The sequence below is a fragment of the Stenotrophomonas sp. YJH_SMC_33 genome, from assembly GCF_059372295.1.
The window spans coordinates 1-21014 of sequence record NZ_JCAFVJ010000015.1 but is presented as its reverse complement, the minus strand read 5'-3'; the positions used below and the strand labels follow the sequence as shown (position 1 = coordinate 21014).

General features: G+C 67.6%; 16 protein-coding genes. 7 read left to right on the top strand and 9 right to left on the bottom strand.

Annotation, left to right across the window (positions count from 1 at the left end):
* Positions 1–265 precede the first annotated feature (265 nt).
* The gene (gene purL / locus AC5P9W_RS17800; protein ID WP_478408351.1) at positions 266–4150 is read right to left on the bottom strand and encodes a phosphoribosylformylglycinamidine synthase; all 3885 of its coding nucleotides are present in this window, start codon (positions 4148–4150) and stop codon (positions 266–268) included.
* Positions 4151–4961: 811 nt separating this feature from the next.
* Here purL and AC5P9W_RS17795 point away from each other — a divergent pair.
* A complete protein-coding gene (locus AC5P9W_RS17795) occupies positions 4962–7061 on the top strand; it encodes a glycosyl hydrolase family 18 protein (protein WP_495219379.1) in 2100 nt (699 codons plus the stop codon).
* Positions 7062–7180: 119 nt separating this feature from the next.
* On the opposite strand, the gene AC5P9W_RS17790 is transcribed toward AC5P9W_RS17795, so the two are convergent.
* A complete protein-coding gene (locus tag AC5P9W_RS17790) occupies positions 7181–7969 on the bottom strand; it encodes a DsbC family protein (protein WP_021203463.1) in 789 nt (262 codons plus the stop codon).
* Between the two features lie 100 nt (positions 7970–8069).
* Positions 8070–9047 carry a site-specific tyrosine recombinase XerD gene (gene xerD / locus AC5P9W_RS17785; protein ID WP_021203464.1) on the bottom strand — a complete coding sequence of 326 codons (978 nt, stop codon included), beginning with the start codon at positions 9045–9047 and terminating at the stop codon, positions 8070–8072.
* Between the two features lie 56 nt (positions 9048–9103).
* Between xerD and AC5P9W_RS17780 the strand changes: the two genes are divergently transcribed.
* Positions 9104–9595 (top strand): RDD family protein, encoded by a 492-nt coding sequence (locus AC5P9W_RS17780; RefSeq protein ID WP_021203465.1) that lies wholly within the window; start codon positions 9104–9106, stop codon positions 9593–9595.
* A gap of 179 nt (positions 9596–9774) precedes the next feature.
* Here the strand turns inward: AC5P9W_RS17780 and lptG are convergent, their stop codons facing one another.
* Together lptG and lptF are read right to left on the bottom strand one after the other, a co-directional pair.
* Positions 9775–10881, bottom strand: a complete 1107-nt coding sequence (lptG, locus tag AC5P9W_RS17775; RefSeq protein WP_019660994.1) for an LPS export ABC transporter permease LptG — start codon at positions 10879–10881, stop codon at positions 9775–9777.
* Positions 10878–11960 (bottom strand): LPS export ABC transporter permease LptF, encoded by a 1083-nt coding sequence (gene lptF / locus AC5P9W_RS17770; protein WP_019660993.1) that lies wholly within the window; start codon positions 11958–11960, stop codon positions 10878–10880. The genes lptG and lptF overlap by 4 nt, the downstream gene beginning before the upstream one ends.
* Before the next feature lie 104 nt (positions 11961–12064).
* On the opposite strand from lptF, the gene AC5P9W_RS17765 reads away from it, so the two are divergent.
* The 4 genes from AC5P9W_RS17765 (at position 12065) to AC5P9W_RS17750 (ending at position 17852) form a co-directional block, all read left to right on the top strand.
* Positions 12065–13543 (top strand): leucyl aminopeptidase, encoded by a 1479-nt coding sequence (locus tag AC5P9W_RS17765; RefSeq protein ID WP_021203467.1) that lies wholly within the window; start codon positions 12065–12067, stop codon positions 13541–13543.
* Positions 13544–13625: 82 nt separating this feature from the next.
* On the top strand, positions 13626–14051 hold the full coding sequence (locus AC5P9W_RS17760; protein ID WP_021203468.1) for a DNA polymerase III subunit chi: 426 nt from the start codon (positions 13626–13628) through the stop codon (positions 14049–14051).
* 71 nt (positions 14052–14122) lie between these two features.
* On the top strand, positions 14123–16951 hold the full coding sequence (locus AC5P9W_RS17755; protein ID WP_495219378.1) for a valine--tRNA ligase: 2829 nt from the start codon (positions 14123–14125) through the stop codon (positions 16949–16951).
* 79 nt (positions 16952–17030) lie between these two features.
* On the top strand, positions 17031–17852 hold the full coding sequence (locus AC5P9W_RS17750; protein WP_021203470.1) for an EamA family transporter: 822 nt from the start codon (positions 17031–17033) through the stop codon (positions 17850–17852).
* A gap of 66 nt (positions 17853–17918) precedes the next feature.
* Here AC5P9W_RS17750 and rimI read toward each other — a convergent pair whose 3' ends face one another.
* The 3 genes from rimI to pssA are packed head-to-tail and all read right to left on the bottom strand — an operon-like array spanning position 17919 to position 19695.
* On the bottom strand, positions 17919–18416 hold the full coding sequence (gene rimI / locus AC5P9W_RS17745) for a ribosomal protein S18-alanine N-acetyltransferase (protein WP_019660988.1): 498 nt from the start codon (positions 18414–18416) through the stop codon (positions 17919–17921).
* The gene (locus AC5P9W_RS17740; protein WP_058980477.1) at positions 18413–18922 is read right to left on the bottom strand and encodes a hypothetical protein; all 510 of its coding nucleotides are present in this window, start codon (positions 18920–18922) and stop codon (positions 18413–18415) included. Before AC5P9W_RS17740 ends, rimI begins: the two co-directional genes overlap by 4 nt.
* Positions 18919–19695, bottom strand: a complete 777-nt coding sequence (gene pssA / locus AC5P9W_RS17735) for a CDP-diacylglycerol--serine O-phosphatidyltransferase (protein ID WP_019660986.1) — start codon at positions 19693–19695, stop codon at positions 18919–18921. The genes AC5P9W_RS17740 and pssA overlap by 4 nt, the downstream gene beginning before the upstream one ends.
* Before the next feature lie 80 nt (positions 19696–19775).
* On the opposite strand from pssA, the gene AC5P9W_RS17730 reads away from it, so the two are divergent.
* The gene (locus AC5P9W_RS17730) at positions 19776–20150 is read left to right on the top strand and encodes a DUF4124 domain-containing protein (protein ID WP_111097818.1); all 375 of its coding nucleotides are present in this window, start codon (positions 19776–19778) and stop codon (positions 20148–20150) included.
* Positions 20151–20578: 428 nt separating this feature from the next.
* Here AC5P9W_RS17730 and AC5P9W_RS17725 read toward each other — a convergent pair.
* The coding region (locus tag AC5P9W_RS17725) for an IS3 family transposase (protein WP_495214189.1) at positions 20579–21014 on the bottom strand (436 nt) is incomplete at its 5' end.

Genomic DNA, 21014 nt, shown 5'->3' with positions numbered 1-21014 from the left:
ATTCTGAAACGGGCTTCAAGTGTTAACGGCAACTTTGCAGATCGTCAAGACTTTGACACGGCAAATCCTATTGCCGTGAAGCAGTTCACCATTTCGCGTGTTTATAAAAGAACTTCGTTATGCACACGTGACGAACTGCTGGCGCATGAAAACCGATGTAACTAGCGGACGCGACAAGGGTTTCGCGCGCGCAAAGAAAAACCCGCCGGCAACGCGGCGGGTTTTCCATACGCGATGGCATTGCGCCGTGCGCGCAATGCTGCGATCAGCCGCACCACACCCGTGCGTTGCGGAACATGCGCATCCACGGCGAATCACCCTGCCATTCGGCCGGCGCCCAGCTCATGTTGAGCGCGCGCGGGGTGCGCTCGGGGTGCGGCATCATGATGGTGACCCGGCCGTCGCTGCTGGTGAGGCCGGTGATGCCATCCGGCGAACCATTCGGATTCAGCGGATACTGGCTGGCAACGTTGCCATGGCCATCAATGTAACGCAGCGAGACGCGGGCCGCGGCCTGGTCGACGGCCGTGTCGAACACTGCCTGGCCTTCACCATGCGCCACCGCCACCGGCAGGCGCGAGCCGGCCATGCCACGCAGCAGGATGGACGGCGACTCCACCACTTCCAGCAGTGCGGTACGGGCTTCGAACTGCTCGCTGGCATTGCGGCGGAACTGCGGCCAGTGCTCGGCACCCGGAATGATGTTCTTCAGCTGGCTCATCATCTGGCAGCCATTGCACACGCCCAGCGCGAAGCTGTCTTCGCGTGCGAAGAACGCGGCGAAGGCATCACGCAGTGCGCTGCGCTCCAGGATCGAGGTAGCCCAGCCACGGCCGGCACCGAGCACGTCGCCATAGCTGAAGCCACCACAGGCCACCAGGCCGGTGAAGTCCTGCAGCGCCACGCGGCCTTCGATCAGGTCGCTCATGTGCACGTCGAAGGCGCGGAAGCCGGCGCGTTCGAAGGCGTTGGCCATTTCGATCTGGCCATTGACGCCCTGCTCGCGCAGCACGGCCACGCGCGGGCGCGCACCGCTGCTGATGAACGGTGCGGCCACGTCTTCGTTGAGATCGAAGCTGAGCTTCGGCTTCAGGCCCGGTGCGTTGAAGGCACGTGCCACCTCGCGCTCTGCGTCGGCATTGGCCGGATTGTCGCGGCGCTTCTGCATCGCGTGGGTAACCGACCACCACGCGTCGAACAACGCTTCCCAGCGCCATTCGGCCAGGTTTTCGCCACCCAGCGACACGCGCACCACCGGTGCGGTGGTCGGCTTGGCGATGCGCTGCGCGCATTCGGTCAATGCATGGCGTTCGACAAGGTCGGCAAACGCGGCGCGGTCTTCGCGTGCGATCTGCACCACCGCACCCAGTTCTTCGTTGAACAGGCTGCGGAACGGATCGTCACCCCAGGCATCGAGGGTGATGTCCAGGCCCAGGCGCGAGGTGAAGGCCATTTCGCACAACGCGGCGAAGGCACCGCCGTCGCTGCGGTCGTGATAGGCCAGCAGCAGGCCGGACTGGCGCGCATCGCGGATCAGTTCGAAGAAACCCCGCAGGCGCTGCGGATCGTCCAGGTCCGGGGCGGCACCGGCAAAGGCCGGCAGTTCGCTGTGGTCGGCATGCACCTGGGCCAGGATCGAACCACCCAGGCGTTGCTTGCCGGCCCCCAGGCCGATCAGCCACAGCTCGCTGTCCACCTCCCGGTCGAGCAGCGGGGTCAACTGCTGGCGCACGTCGGCCACCGGCGCGAACGCCGAGATCACCAGCGACACCGGCGACACGCTCTTGTGCGCCTCACCCTGGTCGTGCCACTGCGCCTGCATCGACAACGAGTCCTTGCCCACCGGGATGCTGATGTCCAGCTGCGGGCACAGCTCCATGCCCACTGCCTTCACCGCGTCGTACAGCAGTGCGTCTTCGCCCGGGTGGCCGGCCGCGGCCATCCAGTTCGCCGACAGCTTGATCTCATCCAGCGCATCGACCGGCGCCGCGCACAGGTTGGTCAGCGCTTCACCCACCGCCATGCGTGCCGAAGCAGCCGCATCGAGCAGGGCCAGTGGGGTGCGCTCGCCGATCGACATCGCTTCGCCGGCGACGCCGTCGAAGTCGGCCAGGGTGATCGCCACGTCGGCCACCGGCAGCTGCCACGGACCGACCATCTGTTCGCGTGCGGTCAGGCCACCGACGCTGCGATCACCGATGGTGACCAGGAAGTTCTTCGAGGCGACCGTCGGGTGCGCGAGCACGCGCAGGCCTGCTTCCTGCAGATCCAGGCCACCGGTCTTCAGCGCCGGCCAGCGCGGTGCCGGCGGGTGCGCAGTGTCGCGGTGCATCTTCGGCGGCTTGCCGAACAGCACGTCCATCGGCAGGTCGATCGGTGCGTCGGCCGGGGTGTGGCCCGGCACGGCGCCATAGGCCACCACCAGATGTTCCTCGGCGGTCGCCACGCCAACTGCAGCGAACGGGCAGCGCTCACGAGCACACAGCGCGGCGAACTCGGCCAGGCGCTCCTGGGCCACGCCCAGCACGTAGCGTTCCTGCGATTCGTTGCACCACAGCTGCATCGGCGACAGCGACGGATCATCGGTGGGCACCTTGCCCAGATCGATCACGCCGCCGACCCTGGAGTCGTGCAGCAGTTCGGGGATGGCATTGGACAGGCCACCGGCGCCGACATCGTGGAAGAACTTGATCGGGTTGTCGGCGCCCATCGCCACGCAGCGGTCGATGACCTCCTGGCAGCGGCGTTCCATTTCCGGGTTGTCGCGCTGCACGCTGGCGAAGTCCAGGTCCTCGGCGCTTTCACCGGAGGCCACCGAACTGGCGGCACCGCCGCCCAGGCCGATCAGCATCGCCGGGCCACCCAGCACGATGACCGCATCACCGGCCTGCAGCGGGATCTTGTCGACCTGCACGCGGTCGATCGCGCCGAGGCCACCGGCCAGCATGATCGGCTTGTCGTAGGCGCGCACCAGATCGGCGCCTTCGGGCAGTTCGAAACTGCGGAAGTAGCCGAGCAGGTTCGGGCGGCCGAACTCGTTGTTGAACGCCGCGCCACCGAGCGGGCCGTCGGTCATGATTTCCAGCGCCGGTGCCATGCGCGGGTTCAGCGCGCGCGGCGCCTCCCACGGCTGCGGCAGTTCCGGAATGCGCAGGTGCGAAACCGAGAAGCCGGTCAGGCCGGCCTTGGGCTTGCCGCCGCGGCCGGTCGCGCCTTCGTCGCGGATCTCGCCACCGGCACCGGTCGAGGCGCCCGGGAATGGCGCGATCGCGGTCGGGTGGTTGTGCGTTTCCACCTTGATCTGGAACGCGCTGGGCACCTGCGGCTCGCGGCGGTACTCGCCGCTGGCCGGATCCGGGCGGTAACGCGACGCCGGATGGCCTTCAATCACCGCGGCGTTGTCGCTGTACGCGCTGAGCGTGTGCTGCGGGGTCTGCTGGTGCGTGTTCTTGATCATCCGGAACAGCGAGCGGTCCTGCTCCTGGCCGTCGATGGTCCAGCTGGCGTTGAAGATCTTGTGGCGGCAGTGCTCGGAATTGGCCTGCGCGAACATCATCAGTTCCACGTCCGACGGCGACCGGCCCAGCGCAGTGAAACGCTCGCGCAGGTAGTCGATCTCGTCCTGGGCCATGGCCAGGCCGAGGCGCTGGTTGGCGGCCTCCAGCTGGTCCACCGGCACGCGCTCCAGTTCACCCCGGGCCGGTGCCGAGAACAGCGCCTGGCCCTGTTCCACGGTCTCCAGCACGGACTGCGTCATCGGGTCGTGCAGCGCCTTGACCAGCGCCTGCTGTGCGGCGGCATCGGCCGGCCAACCCTGCACGTCGATGCGCAGGCCACGCTCGACCCGGCTGACCGGCTGGCCGGCACCTCGGACCAGTTCGGTGGCCTTGCTCGACCACGGCGACAGCGTGCCCAGGCGCGGCACCACGATGCGGCTGACTGCGCCTTCGGCCACGGCTTCGGCCTGCGGCGCCGCTTCGAGGATGCGGCACAGCGTGGTCAGGTCGGGGGCGGCGCTGCCTTCGGGCTGCACGAAGTAGACGTGCCAGGCACCGCTGATGCGCAGGGAGGGAGCGATGGACTGCAGGCGGGATTCAAGACGTTCGCGGCGGAACAGCGACAGGGCGGGCGCGCCCTCGAGGACCATCATGTCCGGGGAACCGTAGTTGGGAAACGGGCCCGACATTGTACCGGAAGCGGGGGAAGGGCTCTGGCCGGGCGGCGCCCGGCACCCGCCGAGGCCAGGGCAACGGCAACAGCAACAGCAACAGCAAGAGCTGGCTTCCTGTGGGCTGGCGGGGCGGTTGGGGCCAGCAGGACACGCCGTAAACCCATCCATGGGGGCTCGATGGCGCCATCCATGGCGCCAACGGTCCTGCTGGCCCCCACCACCCCGCCCCCGACAGATTTCCGCGATCTGCGGCCATGCGTGAATGCTCCCCGGTAGTGCCGGCCGCTGGCCGGCACCCAGGAAATGTCAGAAATCAGGCATTGAAGAGCGCAGCGACCGGCTTTTGCCTTTGATTTTTTGTTCTGTCTTTCGTGGCTGGCCGCGCAGGAACCTGTCCGTGGCCGGGCGGGTGGGCTGCGCAGGGCGTGAGCCGCATGGATGCGGCGACCGAGCTTACATGGACGTACTTGCAGCGTCCCCTGCGCAGCCCACCCGCCCGGCCAACCCCCAGAAATCCGCTGTTCGCGGAAAGCCCCAGCCACGAGGGGCCCCGCCGATGGCCGCCGACCGCGCGCAGCGCGCTCTCCGCCCGATTCCCCGAACCATGCGCTTGCTCACGGATTGACCACGCAATTGATGACAACGTTGTCCCCACCTGGTGCCGGACTCTCTCCCCGGCCTCCCAGGTGCCCTCCGTCCGGCCCCTCCGTCGCCTTCCCCGGCGATGCCCGGACCTGCGTCACGCGCGGCGCCATCGGGGCCCGCGCGCCCTTTGATCGGAGACTTACCCATGTACGACCCGATTGTGCGCAGTGCCGAACGTTCGACCCAAAGCTGTCGTCCCCGCCGCCTGGCCTGGCTGCTTGCCTTCGCCGCCGGTGCCGCCGTCCTGCCCGGCCTGGCGCAGGCCGCCAGCTGTGCCGGGGTGGCCGAATGGGACCAGGCCAAGATCTACCGGGCCGGCGATACCCTGCAGAAAGGAGGCGTCCTCTATCGGGCGAACCAGGACATCTGGAACGCGCCGCCGGACCATCCGGCCGGCGCGCCCTACTACACCAACCTCGGCGCCTGCGATGGCGGCGGCGCCAACCAGCCGCCGGTGGTCAGCCTGACCTCGCCGGCCAACGGTGCCACCTTCAGTGCCGGCAGCACGGTGAACGTGACCGCCACCGCCAGTGATCCAGACGGCAGCGTCGCCAAGGTCGAGTTCTTCCGCGATGGCAGCACGCTCGGCGTGGCCACCAGTGCGCCGTATGCGGCCAGCTGGGCCAACGCCAGCGCCGGCAGCCACACCCTGCGCGCGGTGGCCACCGACAACAACAACGCCACCACCAGCACGGCGACCATCACCATCACCGTCAACGCCGCCAGCGGCGACACCACCGCGCCGAGCGTGCCGGGCGGGCTGGCGGTCGGCACCCGTACCGCCAACAGCATCGCGCTCAGCTGGAGCCCGTCCACCGACAACACCGGTGGCAGCGGCGTGGCCGGCTATGACGTGTACCGCAACGGCAGCCTGGTCGGTTCACCGTCCAGTGCCAGCTACGTCGATGGCGGGTTGACTGCATCCACCACCTACCGCTATCGCGTACGCGCCCGCGACAATGCCGGCAATGCCTCAGCGCAGGGCACCGAGATCAGCGCCACCACGCTGGCCGGCGACGGCGGAACCACCGGCAAGCGGGTCATCGGTTACTTCACCCAGTGGGGCATCTACGGCCGCAACTACCGGGTCAAGAACATCGACAGCAGCGGTTCGGCCGCGCGCCTGACCCACATCAACTACGCGTTCGGCAACGTGCGCAACAACCGTTGCGAAGTGGGCGTCACCCAACCCTCGGATCCGAACAGCGGTGCCGGTGGCGATGCTTTCGCCGACTACACCAAGGCCTTCAGTGCCGCCGAGAGTGTCAGCGGCAGCGCCGACACCTGGGACCAGCCGCTGCGCGGCAACTGGAACCAGCTCAAGCAGCTCAAGGCCAAGTACCCGAACCTGAAGGTACTGATCTCGCTGGGTGGCTGGACCTGGTCGCGCGGCTTCTCCAGCGCAGCGCGCCCGGAGAACCGCCAGGCCTTCGTCGCCTCGTGCATCGACGCGTACATCAAGGGCAATCTGCCAGTGACCGACGGTGCCGGTGGTGCCGGTGCCGCGCTGGGTGTGTTCGACGGCATCGACATCGACTGGGAATACCCGGTGGCCTGCGGCATCGAATGCGGCAAGCCGGAAGACAACGCCAACTTCACCGCGCTGATGGCCGAGTTCCGCCGCCAGCTCGATGCGGTGCGTCCGGGCCTGTTGCTGACGGTGGCGGTGGGCGCCGGCATCGACAAGATCCGCGTCACCGATCCGGCCGCGTACCACCCGTACCTGGACTACATCAACGTGATGACCTACGACTTCCACGGCGCGTGGGATGCGAAGACCAATCACCAGTCGGCGCTGTTCGATTCGCCCAATGATCCGTCCACCGGCGACCAGAAGCTGTACAACAGCAACGACGCCATCGAAGCCTTCATCAGCCGCGGCGTGCCCGCGGCCAAGCTCAACCTGGGCATCGGCTACTACGGGCGTGGCTGGACCGGTGTGGCCAACGCCAACAACGGCCTGTACCAGACCGCGACCGGCGCTGCCCCGGGCACGTATGAAGCCGGCATCGAAGACTGGAAGGTGCTGAAGAACCTGGCGTGGCCGGGCTACACCGACAACACCGCAGGTGCCACCTGGATCTACAACGGCAGCACGCTGTGGAGCTTCGACACCCCGGCCAACATCACCCGCAAGATGGGCTACGTGAAGACCCAGGGCCTGGGCGGCGCGTTCGTCTGGGAGTTCAGTGGTGACGATGCGCAGGGCACGCTGACCAAGGCGGTCAGTGATGGCCTGAAGTAAGAAAAAAGCCGGGGGTGCTGCGCGCCCCCGGCTTCCTACCTGTAGAGCCAAGCCCATGCTCGGCTGCGGAAACATCAGCCGAGCATGGGCTCGGCTCTACAGAAACAAGGTCGGTCGCGTCAGCGCTTGGCCGACAGCTTTTCCAGCGCCGCACGCAGCTGTGCCGGAGGCAGGTAGCCCCCCAGCTGGGTGCCGTCCGGCGCGAAGATCGCCGGCGTGCCGTTCACGCCCAGCTGCTGGCCCAGTGCGTACTGCATCGCCACCGGGTTGGTGCAGTTCTTGGCCGGCACGCTGCCACCGCGCTTGGCGTTGGTCAGTGCCTGGCGGCGATCAGCCGCACACCAGACCGAGATCATGTCGGTGTAGTCCTTGCTGCCGAGGCCCATGCGCGGGAATGCCAGGTACTCGACGGAGATGCCGTTGCGGTTGAGCTCGGCGATGTCCTGGTGCAGCTTGCGGCAGTAGCCGCATTCGATGTCGGTGAACACGCTGATGGTGTACTTGGCGTTCGGTGCGGCAAACACGATGCGGTCGCCATGGTTGGCCTTGGCCAGCAGATCGCGGCGGTAGCCGAGCAGGCCTTCGCTGTTGGCCGGGCCCTTGGCACGGGTGTCGTAAGGCTGCGACTGGAACAGGTAACGGCCATCATCGGACACGTACAGGAGCTGGCCGGAGACCACCACTTCACGGAAGCCCGGGAACGGTGCGGCACCGATGTAATCCACCTGGAAACCGGGATTGAGCGCGGTCAACGCGGCACGTACCGCCTGGTCGGCCGACGCGTTGGCGGCGGGGGCGGCCTTGGCCGCAGCGGCAGCAGCAGGCGCCTTGGCGGCCGGCGGGGCCGGCTGGGCGCAGGCGGTCAGGCTGAGCGCACCGAACACGGCGGCGATGGCAAATCGGAGCATGGAATGATCCGCGACAGAAGAAGACCCTGGATTCTGACACAGCCGGCGGTACCGGACAGCGGCACCGCCCATGGTTTGTGGCCGGGATTCAGGGGCCTGCTCAGCCGCGCGGATGGTGGCGGGCGTGCAGCTTCTGCAGGTGCTCGCGCGCTACCAGGGTGTAGATCTGGGTGGTGGACAGCGAGCTGTGGCCGAGCAGCATCTGCAACGCGCGCAGGTCGGCACCACGGTTGAGCAGATGGGTGGCGAAGCTGTGGCGCAGGCCGTGCGGGCTGATCCGCGCCGGGTCGATGCCGGCCACCTGCGCATGGCGCTTGACCAGGTGCCAGAACGCCTGCCGGGTCAGCGCATGCAGCGACGGCTCGATGAACAACGGCGTCTGCCCATCGGCCAGCGCCTGCACCTTGCCCTTCCCGACCAGCTGCGGCCGCGAGTGCTGCAGGTAGCGCTCCAGCCAGTGCTGGGATTCCTCGCCCAACGGCACCAGCCGTTCCTTGCTGCCCTTGCCGGTGACCCGCAGCACGCCCTGGCGCAGGTTGACCGCAGTCGCGGGCAGCAGCACCAGCTCGCTCACGCGCAGGCCGGCGGCGTACATCAGTTCCAGCATGGCGCGATCGCGCAGGCCCAATGCGCTGTCGGTATCGGGCGCTGCCAGCAGCGCGTCGATCTGGCTTTCGGCCAGCGCCTTGGGCAGCAGCCGTGGCAACTTCGGCGGGTCGAGCAGCGCGCTGGGATCCTCGCTGCGTTCGCCGCGGCGCACGCCATCGGCGAAGAACGCCCGCAACGCCGACAGCAGGCGCGCATTGCTGCGCGGCGACCAGCCATGCCGGGTGCGCCAGGCCAGATACTCGAACAGTCCGGGGCGCTCGATGCCGGCCAGGCCACCGTCGCGCCCATCCATCCAGCGCGCCAGCCCTTCCAGATCGCGCCGGTAGCTGTCGAGGGTGGCGCGGGCCAGGCCGTTCTCGGCCCAGATCGCATCAAGGAAGCGCTGGATGCGTGCGCTGTCGTCGGCGCGCAGTTCGGGCAGTTGCTGGACCAGCTGGCGGCGTTCGGCGGGGGTGGAAACATGGGCCATGCGTGCAGGATACGGGGGCCACTGCGGGCACGGCCAGCTTTGCGTATGCTCGACGCATGTCCCAGCCTGCCACCGACACGGCCTCTGCCGCTGCTACCGAAATGCCCCATCCGCGCGCATTGTTGCTGTGGCGCATGCTGGCAATGGTCTACGACGCACTGCCGGTGCTGGCACTGTGGATGCTCGCCGGCACGCTGTTCACCCTCGCCTACACCCTCAGCGGCCACGCGCAACGCGAGAACATCGCGCCATTCAGTGCCTGGCAGTGGCTGCTGTGGGCGGTGTGCTGGGCGATCACGGGGTGGTACGCCACGGCCAGCTGGCGCCGCGGCGGACAGACGCTGGGCATGCGTCCATGGCGGCTTAAAGTGCAATCGAGCGATGGCACGCCACTGCGGCGCAACCAGCTGTGGCTGCGCTTTGCGGTAGGTACGCTGTCACTGCTGCTGGGCGGGCTGGGATTCTGGTGGGCGTGGGTCGACCGTCAACGCCTGACCTGGCACGACCGCGCCAGCGGCACCCGTCTGGTGCGCATGCCGAAACGGTGATGCACGACCTGTAGAGCCGAGCCCATGCTCGGCTGGCAGGCGGTGCGCAAAAAGCAGCCGAGCATGGGCTCGGCTCTACAGAATCCAGCACGCTGGGCCGGGATGCTGGTGGTCCTGGCACGGATGCCGAAGCGGTGGATTGCCCCGGTAGCGCCGGGCATGGCCCCGCGCTACCAGAATCAGCCCGACTTGCGCCGGAACAACAGTCCGGACACCGCCAGCATCACGATCGGCGGCAACGCATAGGCAATGCGGTAGTCGAACTTCAACGCGCCGGCCATGCGCCCGAAGAACAGCTGCAGCAGCCAGAAGCCCAGCGCGAACAGGATGCCCAGGAACAGGCGCTTGCCCATGCCGCCGCTGCGCAGCGAACCAAACGCGAACGGCACCGCCGCCAGGCACAGTGCCAGCACGTTCACCGGGTAGAACCAGCGGCTCCAGTAGACATCCTCGAAATCGCGCGCATCCAGCCCGTTGCGCTGGCGGTAGGCAATGCTGGTGCTCAGCTCGGCAACGCTCAGGTTGCGCGGCTTGGCGATGCCGGTAGCCAGTGCCGCCGCATCGAGATTCGAGTTCCACGGCTCGCGCGCCACTTCCTGGCGGGTCGCCGAACGCTCGCCGAAGGTGTCGCGACGCACCCCGGTCAGCACCCAGCCGTCCTTGTCGTGCTCGGCGGTGGCGGCATGGGTCAACGAGGCGATCCCTCCGTTCCCGGCAATGCGGTAGAGACGCACGTCGCGCAGGATCAGGCGGGTGCCCTTGTCACCGACCAGCTGCTCCTCGCCGCTCTGCGCGTTGAGGAAGGTATCGCCTTCGCGTGCCCACAGGCCGGAGTAGCGGCTGGTCGCGATATCCCGGCCCCACTTGGCGCTGGACTTCAGCGCATCGGCGCGGTCCTGGCCCCAGGGGCCCAGCGTCTCGGCGCTGAGCACCATCACCGCGGTCAGCAGTGACAGCGCGATCGCCACCGAAACGCTCAGGCGCTTGCGCGACAGGCCCAGTGCACGCAGCGCGGTCAGTTCAGAGGTCGCTGCCAGCTGGCCCAGGCCCATCAGTGCGCCGATCACCGCGGCCGTGGGGAACATGGTGTAGGCGCGGCGCGGCACCGTGTACAGCACCCAGGCGGCGGCATGGCCAAGCGTATAGCCGTTCTTGCCGATGTCCTTGAACTCGCCGGAGAAGGCCATCACCACGTCCAGGCCGACCAGCACCGCCCAGGTCAGCAGCACCGTGGTGAACACCGACCGGCCCAGGTACAGGTCGAAACGCATCGGGCGCAGCCTCATGCGCGGGCTCCCTTCGGGTGGCCCAGGCGGCCATCACGTGCATACATCCAGATCGCCAGCGCCAGCAGCGGCACCGTCAACCACCACAGGCCCAGCGCGGCCGGAATCTTGCCGTTGGCAATCCAGCCACTGCCGATGAACATCAGGTTGGTACCCACCATGTAGGCCATCAGGGCCAGCATCATGCGGCCATAGCGCTGCTGCCGCGGCGAACTGCGGCCCAGCGGCACGGTCAGCAGGGCGAACGCCAGCGCGATCAGCGGCGGTGCGATGCGACGGTGCAGCTGCGCCTGCGCCTGCGGGCGCGCATCGCCGATCAGCTTCAGGGTCGGCATCAGTTCCGGGTCGTCCTCGGTGCGGGTCTGTGCGCCGTCGGGCAGGGCCACGTCATTGCGGGCGAAGGTCGCCAGCCGGTAGTCGAGCCCACCGGCCACGGGCCCTTCCACCTGGTGGCCATCATCCAGTTCCAGGAAGCGCTGGCGGGTGCCCTCGAAGTACATGCGGCCACTGTTGGCCGACACCACTTCCAGGCGATCATCCTTCTGCCGCTGCAGGAACACCTTGCCCAGCTGGGTGCCGTCGGGCGAGATCGAGGACAGGTAGACCACGCCGCCGTTGGGCAGCGGCGTGAAACGGCCCGGCTCCAGGCCGGCCATCAGCACGCTGCGGTTGGCCTCGATGACCATCTGCTCTGCCACCCGGCCGGCCCACGGGCCCAGCCACAGCGAGCAGGCGCCGACCAGCAGCACCACCGGCACCACCAGCATCAGCAGCGGCCGCAGCAGCCGCTTTGGGCCTACCCCGATCGCGGTGATGACCGCCATCTCCGAGTCGCGGTACAGGCGGGCGATGGCCAGCAGCAGGCCCAGCATCAGCGCCAGCGGCAGGATCAGCGGCAGGTAGGCGATGAACTGCAGGCCCAGCTGCGAGAACAGCAGCTTGGCCGGCAGGCGCCCGTCGGCGATGTTGCCGAGGATGTCCACCAGCACGCCGCCCACGCTGACCACCAGCAGGACGATCAGGGTAGCCAGGAAACTCTGGACGAAATCGCCCAGCAGGTATCGGTCGAGCTTCAGCATGGGGCGGTGGTTTAAACTCTGGGGTTCGTTCGCGGTGCCGCCCAGTCTACTGTCTGGGCGTAAACGGCCTGCGATTGTACGGACTCGCCAATGGAATCTGCTCAATGGCCCTCGAATTCACCCTGAACCACGTTGCTCCGGCCGCCGCCACCGTTGATTGCCTGGTGGTCGGCGCGTATGCCGACCATACCCTGACCCCGGCCGCGCAGGCGCTGGATGCCGCCAGCGGTGGCCGCCTGGCTGCCCTGGCCCAGCGTGGCGACCTGTCCGGCAAGACCGGCGCCACCACCCTGCTGCACGACCTGCCGGGCGTGAGCGCGCCGCGCGTGCTGGTGGTCGGCCTCGGCGACGCCGCCCGCTTCGGCGTGCCGCAGTACCTGAAGGCCGTGGGCGACGCCGTGCGTGCTTTGAAGGCCGGCGCTGCCCGCAGCGCACTGTTCACCCTGTCCGAAGTGGCGGTGAAGGACCGCGACGCGGCCTGGGCGATCCGCCAGGCGGTGATCGCCGCCGATCACGCCGCCTACCGCTACACCGCCACCCTGGGCAAGAAGAAGGCCGACGACGCCGGCCTGGCCCAGCTGGCCATCGCCGGTGACGACGCGCAGGCCCTGGCCCAGGGCCAGGCCATCGCCGCCGGTGTCGAGTTCGCCCGCGAGCTGGGCAACCTGCCGCCGAACTACTGCACCCCGGCCTACCTGGCCGAGGTGGGCGTGAAGTTCGCCGGCGAGCATGACGGTGCCGAAGCCGAGATCCTCGACGAGCACCAGATGGAAGCGCTGGGCATGGGCTCGCTGCTGGCCGTGGCCCGTGGCTCGGCCAACCGCCCGCGCCTGGTCGTGCTGAAGTGGAACAATGGCGGTGACGCCAAGCCGTACGTGCTGGTCGGCAAGGGCATCACCTTCGATACCGGTGGCGTCAACCTGAAGACCCAGGGCGGCATTGAAGAGATGAAGTACGACATGTGCGGTGGCGCAAACGTCATCGGCACCTTCGTCGCAGCGGTCAAGGCCAAGCTGCCGCTGAACCTGGTGGTGGTGGTGCCGGCGGTGGAAAACGCCATTGACGGCAATGCCTACCGCCCGTCCGACGTGATCACCTCGATGTCGGGCAAAACCATTGAAGTGGGCAACACCGACGCCGAAGGCCGCCTGATCCTGTGCGATGCGCTGACCTACGCGCAGCGCTTCGAACCGGCGGCGCTGGTCGATGTCGCCACCCTGACCGGTGCCTGCATGGTCGCCCTGGGCCACCAGACCGCCGGCCTGATGAGCAAGCACGACGACCTGGCCAACGAGTTGCTGGCCGCCGGCGAGCAGGTATTCGACCGCGCCTGGCGCCTGCCGCTGTGGGACGAATACCAGCCGATGCTGGATTCGACCTTCGCCGACGTCTACAACATCGGCGGCCGCTGGGCCGGTGCGATCACCGCCGGCTGCTTCCTGTCGCGCTTCGCCGAAGGCCAGCGCTGGGCCCACCTGGACATCGCCGGCGTGGCCAGCGATGAAGGCAAGCGCGGCATGGCCACCGGCCGCCCGGTGGGCCTGCTGAGCCAGTGGCTGCTGGACCAGGCCGCCCGCGCCTGATGCCGTACCCGACCCTGGCCGGCAGACGCCGGCCCGGGCCTCGCCCGGCACCGCCGGAACCCTGCCTGCCCCGGACCCTGCCATGCCCCGCGCCGACTTCTACCTGATCGCCAAGCCCCGTTTCCTGACCGAGCCCCTGCGCCTGGTCTGCGAGCTGGCGCGCAAGGCCAACGATGCCGGGCTGTTCACCCTGGTACTGGCCCGCGACCAGGCCCAGGCCGAGGAGCTGGACGAACTGCTGTGGGCGTTCGACAACGATGCCTACATCCCGCACCAGATTGCCGGCGAAGACATGGACGAGGAAGAAGCCCTGGTGCTGATCACCGTGCCCGGCACCGAGGCACCGGTGCGTCCGCTGGTGATCAACCTGCGCGACGAGCCCTGGCTGGGCCAGTGCGAGCGCGTGCTGGAAGTGGTTCCGGCCGATCCGGAAGCGCGCGAACCGCTGCGCGAACGCTGGCGCCAGTACAAGGCCGCCGGTTACGACCTGAACAAGCACGACATGTAAGCGCGCCCCGGTCCCTTGATGGGCCGCCGCCGCGCCCTGATCCTTCAACGATTACCTCCTGGTTCCCCCGCATGACCCAACTCGCCTCCAGCTACGACCCGACGTCCTTCGAGACCGACCTCTACGAGGCCTGGGAGAAGGCCGGCCACTTCAAGCCGTCCGGCACGGGCGAGCCCTACACCATCCTGCTGCCGCCGCCGAACGTGACCGGCACGCTGCACATGGGCCATGCGTTCCAGCAGACCCTGATGGACGCGCTGGTGCGCTACCACCGCATGCGCGGCTACGACACGCTGTGGCAGGTCGGCACCGACCACGCCGGCATCGCCACCGAAATGGTGGTCAGCCGCAACCTGGCGCTGGAAGGCAAGGGCGAGACCCGTGATTCGCTGGGCCGCGAAGGCTTCATCGGCAAGGTCTGGGAGTGGAAGCAGCAGTCCGGCGACACCATCGAACGCCAGATGCGCCGCCTCGGCACCTCCGCCGACTGGTCGCGCAGCACCTTCACCATGGACCCGCAGCCGTCGGCGGCGGTCAACGAAGCCTTCGTGCGCTGGTACGAGCAGGGCCTGATCTACCGCGGCCAGCGCCTGGTCAACTGGGACCCGGTGCTGAAGACCGCCATTTCCGACCTGGAAGTGGAGAGCGCCGAGGAAGACGGCTTCCTGTGGTCGATCGCCTACACGCTCGATGACGGCCTGAGCTACGAACACGTCGAGCGCGATGCCGACGGCGTGGAAACCCTGCGCGAGACCCGCGACTACCTGGTGGTGGCCACCACCCGCCCGGAAACCCTGCTGGGTGATACGGCGGTGATGGTGCATCCGGAAGACGAGCGCTATGCGCACCTGATCGGCAAGCAGGTGGTGCTGCCGCTGACCGGCCGCCGCGTGCCGGTGATCGCCGACGATTACGTGGACCGCGCGTTCGGCACCGGCGTGGTCAAGGTCACCCCGGCGCATGATTTCAACGACTACGAAGTGGGCGTGCGCCACAGCCTGCCGATGATCAACCTGTTCACGCCGGTGGCAGCGCTGAACGAAAACGCGCCGGAGCGCTTCCAGGGCCTGGACCGCTATGAAGCGCGCAAGGCGGTGCTGGCCGAACTGGAAGACCTCGGCATCCTGGTCGAGACAAAGGCGCACAAGCTGCAGGTGCCGCGCGGTGACCGTACCGGCCAGGTGATCGAGCCGTACCTGACCGACCAGTGGTTCGTGAAGATGGACGACCTGGCCAAGCGTGGCCTGGAACTGGTCGAGGACGGTTCGATCTCCTTCGTGCCGCCGAACTGGATCAACACCTACCGCCACTGGATGAACAACATCCAGGACTGGTGCATCAGCCGCCAGCTGTGGTGGGGCCACCGCATTCCGGCGTGGTTCGACGAAGCCACCGGCAGCTGCTATGTCGGTCGCAGCGAAGACGAAGTGCGCGCCAAGAACAACCTCGGCAGCGACGTGGTGCTGAACCAGGAAAGCGACGTGCTGGAGACCTGGTTCTCCTCGCAGCTGTGGCCGTTCTCCACCCTGGGCTGGCCGAATGAGCAGGCCATGGCCGAGCGCGGCTTCGACCGCTACCTGCCATCGTCGGTGCTGATCACCGGCTTCGACATCATCTTCTTCTGGGTGGCGCGCATGATCATGGCCACCGACAACCTGGTCGGAAAGATACCGTTCAAGGACGTCTACTTCACTGGCCTGATCCGCGACGGCCAGGGCCAGAAGATGTCCAAGAGCAAGGGCAACGTGCTCGACCCGCTGGACATCATCGACGGCATCACCATCGACGACCTGGTCGCCAAGCGTACCGGCGGCCTGATGCAGCCGAAGATGGTCGAGAAGATCGAAAAGGCCACCCGCAAGGAATTCCCGGACGGCATTGCTGCCCACGGTGCCGATGCGCTGCGCTTCACCATCGCCGCGCTGGCCACCCACGGCCGCGACATCAAGTTCGACATGAACCGCGCCGAGGGCTACAAGAACTTCTGCAACAAGCTGTGGAACGCCAGCCGCTTCGCCCTGATGAACACCGAAGGCGCTGCGTTCACCGGCGTGCCGAAGCCGCGTACCGATGCCGAGCGCTGGATCCTCGCGCGCCTGGCCGCCACCACCGCCGAAGCGCAGGGCCATTTCGCCGCCTACCGCTTCGACCTGCTGGCGCAGTGCCTGTACGAGTTCGCCTGGAACGCGTTCTGCGACTGGTTCCTGGAACTGAGCAAGCCGGCACTGAACGGTGCAGACGCCGCCGACGCCGAAAGCACCCGCCACACCTTGCTGTACGTGCTGGAAGCACTGCTGCGCCTGCTGCACCCGCTCACGCCGTTCATCACCGAACAGCTGTGGCAGCAGCTGGCCCCGCGCCTGGGCCTGACCGAAACCACGCTGTCGCTGCGCCCGTACCCGACCGCCGCCGAGTTCGAAGGCGATTTCGCCCAGGCCGAGGCCGACGTGGAATGGCTGAAGGCGGTGATCAGTGCCGTGCGCCGCGTGCGCAGTGAGCTGAACGTCGCGCCGTCCAAGCTGGTGCCGCTCCGCCTGCAGGCCGGCCTGGCGCAGGACCGCGTGCGTATTGAACGCTTCAGCGCCTCGCTGTCGTTCCTGCTGAAGCTGGACAGCGTCCAATGGCTGGCCGAAGGCGAAAGCGCACCGCCGGCGGCCGCCGCGATCGTGGGCGAGCTGAAGCTGCTGGTGCCGCTGGAAGGCCTGGTCGATCTGGACGCCGAGCGCGCACGCCTGGACAAGGAGATCAAGCGCGTGGAAGGCGAGCAGGAAAAGAGCGAAACCAAGCTGGCCAGGTTCACCGACAAGGTTCCACCGGCGGTGGTCGAGCAGGAGCGCGTGCGATTGGCCGACTGGAACACCCAGCTGGCCGGCCTGCGCGAACAGCGCGCGAAGCTGTAACACCTCGCCCTGGTGGGTGCCAACCAAGGTTGGCACCCACCAAACCCGGAACATTTTCCCGGCATGGCATCATCACCGGATGCCGCTTTCCATCTTCCTGCTGGTCCTCGCCGCCGCGGCACTGCATGCCAGCTGGAATGCAATCGTCAAACGCGGGCCGGACAAGTTCCTCGGCACCGTGCTGGTGACCGGCAGCGCTGCGCTGCTGTCGGCGGTGGCCCTGCCCTTCCTGCCGTTCCCGGCCGCGCAAAGCTGGCCCTGGCTGGCTGCGTCCGTGCTGCTGCAGGTGACCTACTACGGGCTGGTCGCACGCTGCTACCAGCGGGTCGACATGAGCCTGGCCTATCCGCTGATGCGTGGCAGCGCGCCGATCCTGGTCGCACTGGCGGGCTCCCTGCTGGGCGAGCAACTGCCCCCGGCGGCGTGGCTGGGCGTGGTGCTGGTGAGCACCGGCATCCTGTGCATGGCACTGGGTGCACGTGGCGGCCAGCTGCGCCTGCCGCTGCTGACTGCGGCGATGATCGCCACCTACACCCTGGTCGATGCGCACGGCGCGCGCCAGTCCGGCAGCGCGCTCAGCTACACGCTGTGGTTGTTCCTGCTGTCGGGCATTCCGCTGCCGCTGTGGGCGTTGTACACCCGCGGCGGCGCGGTATTGGACTATGCGCGGCAGCATTGGCCACTGGGCCTGGCCGGTGGCGTCGGCACCACCGCCTCCTACGCGATGGCGTTGTGGGCCATGACCCAGGCACCGGTGGCGATGGTTTCGGCGCTGCGCGAATCCTCGATCCTGTTCGCGTTGCTGATCTCGGTATTCGTGCTGCGCGAGCGGATTCCGCGTGCGCGCTGGCTGGCAGCGGCGTTGATTGTGGGTGGCGTGCTCGCACTGCGGATGGCGTGAGAGAAGCGTGCCAACCAAGGTTGGCGGCTAGCGGTAGTGCCGGCCGCTGGCCGGCACCCTTCTCCGTCACAACGGCGGCATCGCCTGCAGGTCACCATCGACCAGCTCGATCGCCATCACCACCGCGTCCTCGCGGCCCTGTGCGGCCGGGTAGTAGCGCGGGCGGCGGCCGATCTCGTTGAAGCCTTCGCTGTGGTACAGCGCCAGCGCCGGCGTATTGGACGGACGCACTTCGAGGAACACACGCTGTGCCCCCCGGTCGCCAGCCAGCTGTACCAGCGCGCGCAGCAGTTGACGACCCAGCCCACGCGACTGCGCCAGCGGATCGATGCAGATGTTCAATACATGTGCCTCATCGGCCGCGATGCTGAGCACCCCATAGCCGATCAACTGGCCATCGCGCTCCATGGCCAGGCCGGGATAGCCCGCACGCAGGCAATCGACGAAGATGCCGCGGGTCCACGGAAACGGATACCCGCGTACCTCAATCGCCATCACCGCGTTGAGGTCACTCTCGCGCAGCGCGCGCAGGCTGACCGGACCAGGCTGGCTGACCGCACTCACGGTGCGCCCCGCTTGCGCAGGGCACGCAGCTGCGGCCACAGCGCGCGCTTGGCGGCGGGATCCTGGCGCAGCTGGTCCAACGGCCAGCTGTCCATCAGCGCCTGCGTGGCCGGATCATTGGGATTGCAGCCGGACGCGCGCAGCAAGGCGATCTGCAGGCGATCCGGCAGCCGCACCACCGGCTGCCGGGCATTGCCGCCGGGCAGCGGGCGGGCCGCCGCCGGCGCGGTATCCGGTGCGTTGACCGGGGTCTGGCGACGTGGTGGCGCCTGGCGTTCCTGCCGGGAAACCGGTGTTGGCGCAGCCAGAGGTTCGCGCGCGGGCGCGGTGGGTGCCCGCGCCTGCTCCACCGCTGGCGCGGCAGCCGCCTCGGCTTCGGCCACGCTCAGCTGCAGCGCGGCGTCCAGCTCGGCGGCCAGCTGGCCGTCGTGATAGACGGTGTAGCCCATGGCCTGCAGCCAGGCCTGCTGGGCCGGAGACCACAGCACGGGCAGGTCCTGGCTCACGCGGCCTCGGGCTTCTTGCGCAGGCGCTGCACGGCCCACATCACCGGGCCGGACAGGGCGTACAGGATGCCCACCGCGAACAGCACGCGCGGCAGGTCGATGACCGCGATGGCGATGGCCACTGGTACCAGGGCCAGCACCAGGAACGGCACGCGGTCGGAACGGGTACCCTTGGCGCCGCCGCCCTTGAAGCTCCAGAAGCGGATGCGGCTGACCATCAGCAGCGCCGCGATGATCGTCACCGCCAGCGCCACGTAGCGCAACTGGTTGCCGTCCCAGCCCAGGTTGCCATCTGCGAACGCCCAGACGAAGGACATCATCAGGCCGGCCGCGGCCGGGCTGGCCAGGCCGACGAACCAGCGTTTGTCGACCACCGCCACCTGGGTATTGAAGCGGGCCAGGCGCAGTGCCGCGCAGGCCGCGTACAGGAACGCTACGGCCCAGCCAACGCGGCCGAGCAGCGGATCGTCGAACTTCAGCCACGACAGCGACCAGTGATACATCACCAGCGCCGGAGCCATGCCGAAGCTGACCAGGTCGGCCAGCGAGTCGTACTGCACGCCGAATTCGCTGCTGGTGCCGGTCAGGCGCGCCACGCGCCCATCCAGCCCATCCATCACCGCCGCCACGAACACGGCGATGCTGGCGTTGACGAAATCCCCATTGGCCGCGGCGATGATCGCGTAGAAGCCGGCGAACAGTCCGGCAGTGGTGAACAGGTTGGGCAGCAGGTAAATCGTGCGCGAACGCGGCGGCGGTGTGATCGGGTCCATGGAATCCAGTTTAATCGACTTGCCAGTGCTCGGCGCCAATGCTGCAATCGGCGTTCTACGCCCATTCCGCGGAGTTTGCCATGCGTGCCCTGTCCTGCCTTGGATGCCTGCTGCTGGCCAGTGCCAGCGCCGTGGCTGGCCCGGTCTATAAATGGAAGGACGCCCATGGCGTGACCCAGTACTCGGAGACCCCGCCGGCCGGCAAAAAGTACGAGACCCGGGAGCAGGCGCGCAGCCCGCAGACTGCAACCAGCACCCAGACTCCGGCTGCACCGGTGCCCGAGCAGTGCAGCACCGCCCGTGCCAACCTGGCCTTGCTGGATGGTGGCGGCCAGGTGATGCAGGACACCGATGGTGATGGCAAGGCCGATACCCCGTTGAGCCCGGAGCAGCGCACCGCGCAGAAGGGGCTGGCGGAGGCCGCGATCAAGGCGTACTGCCCACCGGCAAGTTAAGGGGGTCGGCAGGGCTGCGCCCTGCACCTGCAGAGGCTGCATGCAACGGCAACGGCAACGTCAAAAGCGGGCATTCCGTGTAATGGCGGGGCGGTGTCGGATTGCGGGGACGCCGCAAGTACGTCCATGTAGGCTTGGCAGCCGCATCCATGCGGCTGACACCTCGCAATCCGACACCGCCGCACCCCCGACAGATTCCCGGTGGCCAATAGATCCACGCCATGCGTGGATGAAATCTGTCGGATCTCGAATTGAATCCGGGGTCAGATCCGTTTTCCTGCGGAAAACGGATCTGACCCCAGGAGCCATTCCGACAGCTCGCAGGAAACTGTCGAAGGCGGGGTGGGTCCGGTTGCGGGAGTGTCCGCGGCATGGATGCCGCGGCCAAGCCCCCAGGGATGAAGTGACCCCCGAGACTTGGACAGGGGTCAGGCGGCCGATTGGGCCTGTTGGGTCTGCTCCCGGTACTGTACCGGGCTCAGGCCCTTCAATTTCAATTTGATTCGCTCTTGGTTGTAGTACTGGATGTATTCCACCAGCCCCGCCTCCAGACTCTCGATGCTGTCAAAGCTGTTCAGGTAAAAGAACTCCGACTTCAGCGTCCCAAAGAAGCTCTCCATCGCTGCATTGTCCAGGCAGTTGCCACGCCGGGACATGCTTTGTTTCAAAGAGTGCTTTTCCAGCATGTGCCGGTAGTTTTCATGCTGGTACTGCCAGCCCTGATCGGAGTGGATCATGGGGCGCTCATCCGGCGAAAGCTTCTTGATGGCCTCCTCCAGCATCTGACCTACCAGATCGAACACGGGCTGGCGCTTGATCTGATAAGCCACGATTTCGCCGTTGTAGAGGTCCATGATCGGCGAC

Bases quoted from the DNA above. Each gene is read 5' to 3' on its own strand.
- purL (WP_478408351.1), bottom strand. From the start codon at position 4,150: ATGATGGTCCTCGAGGGCGCGCCCGCCCTGTCGCTGTTCCGCCGCGAA.
- AC5P9W_RS17795 (WP_495219379.1), top strand. From the start codon at position 4,962: ATGTACGACCCGATTGTGCGCAGTGCCGAACGTTCGACCCAAAGCTGT.
- AC5P9W_RS17790 (WP_021203463.1), bottom strand. From the start codon at position 7,969: ATGCTCCGATTTGCCATCGCCGCCGTGTTCGGTGCGCTCAGCCTGACC.
- xerD (WP_021203464.1), bottom strand. From the start codon at position 9,047: ATGGCCCATGTTTCCACCCCCGCCGAACGCCGCCAGCTGGTCCAGCAA.
- AC5P9W_RS17780 (WP_021203465.1), top strand. From the start codon at position 9,104: ATGTCCCAGCCTGCCACCGACACGGCCTCTGCCGCTGCTACCGAAATG.
- lptG (WP_019660994.1), bottom strand. From the start codon at position 10,881: ATGAGGCTGCGCCCGATGCGTTTCGACCTGTACCTGGGCCGGTCGGTG.
- lptF (WP_019660993.1), bottom strand. From the start codon at position 11,960: ATGCTGAAGCTCGACCGATACCTGCTGGGCGATTTCGTCCAGAGTTTC.
- AC5P9W_RS17765 (WP_021203467.1), top strand. From the start codon at position 12,065: ATGGCCCTCGAATTCACCCTGAACCACGTTGCTCCGGCCGCCGCCACC.
- AC5P9W_RS17760 (WP_021203468.1), top strand. From the start codon at position 13,626: ATGCCCCGCGCCGACTTCTACCTGATCGCCAAGCCCCGTTTCCTGACC.
- AC5P9W_RS17755 (WP_495219378.1), top strand. From the start codon at position 14,123: ATGACCCAACTCGCCTCCAGCTACGACCCGACGTCCTTCGAGACCGAC.
- AC5P9W_RS17750 (WP_021203470.1), top strand. From the start codon at position 17,031: ATGCCGCTTTCCATCTTCCTGCTGGTCCTCGCCGCCGCGGCACTGCAT.
- pssA (WP_019660986.1), bottom strand. From the start codon at position 19,695: ATGGACCCGATCACACCGCCGCCGCGTTCGCGCACGATTTACCTGCTG.
- AC5P9W_RS17730 (WP_111097818.1), top strand. From the start codon at position 19,776: ATGCGTGCCCTGTCCTGCCTTGGATGCCTGCTGCTGGCCAGTGCCAGC.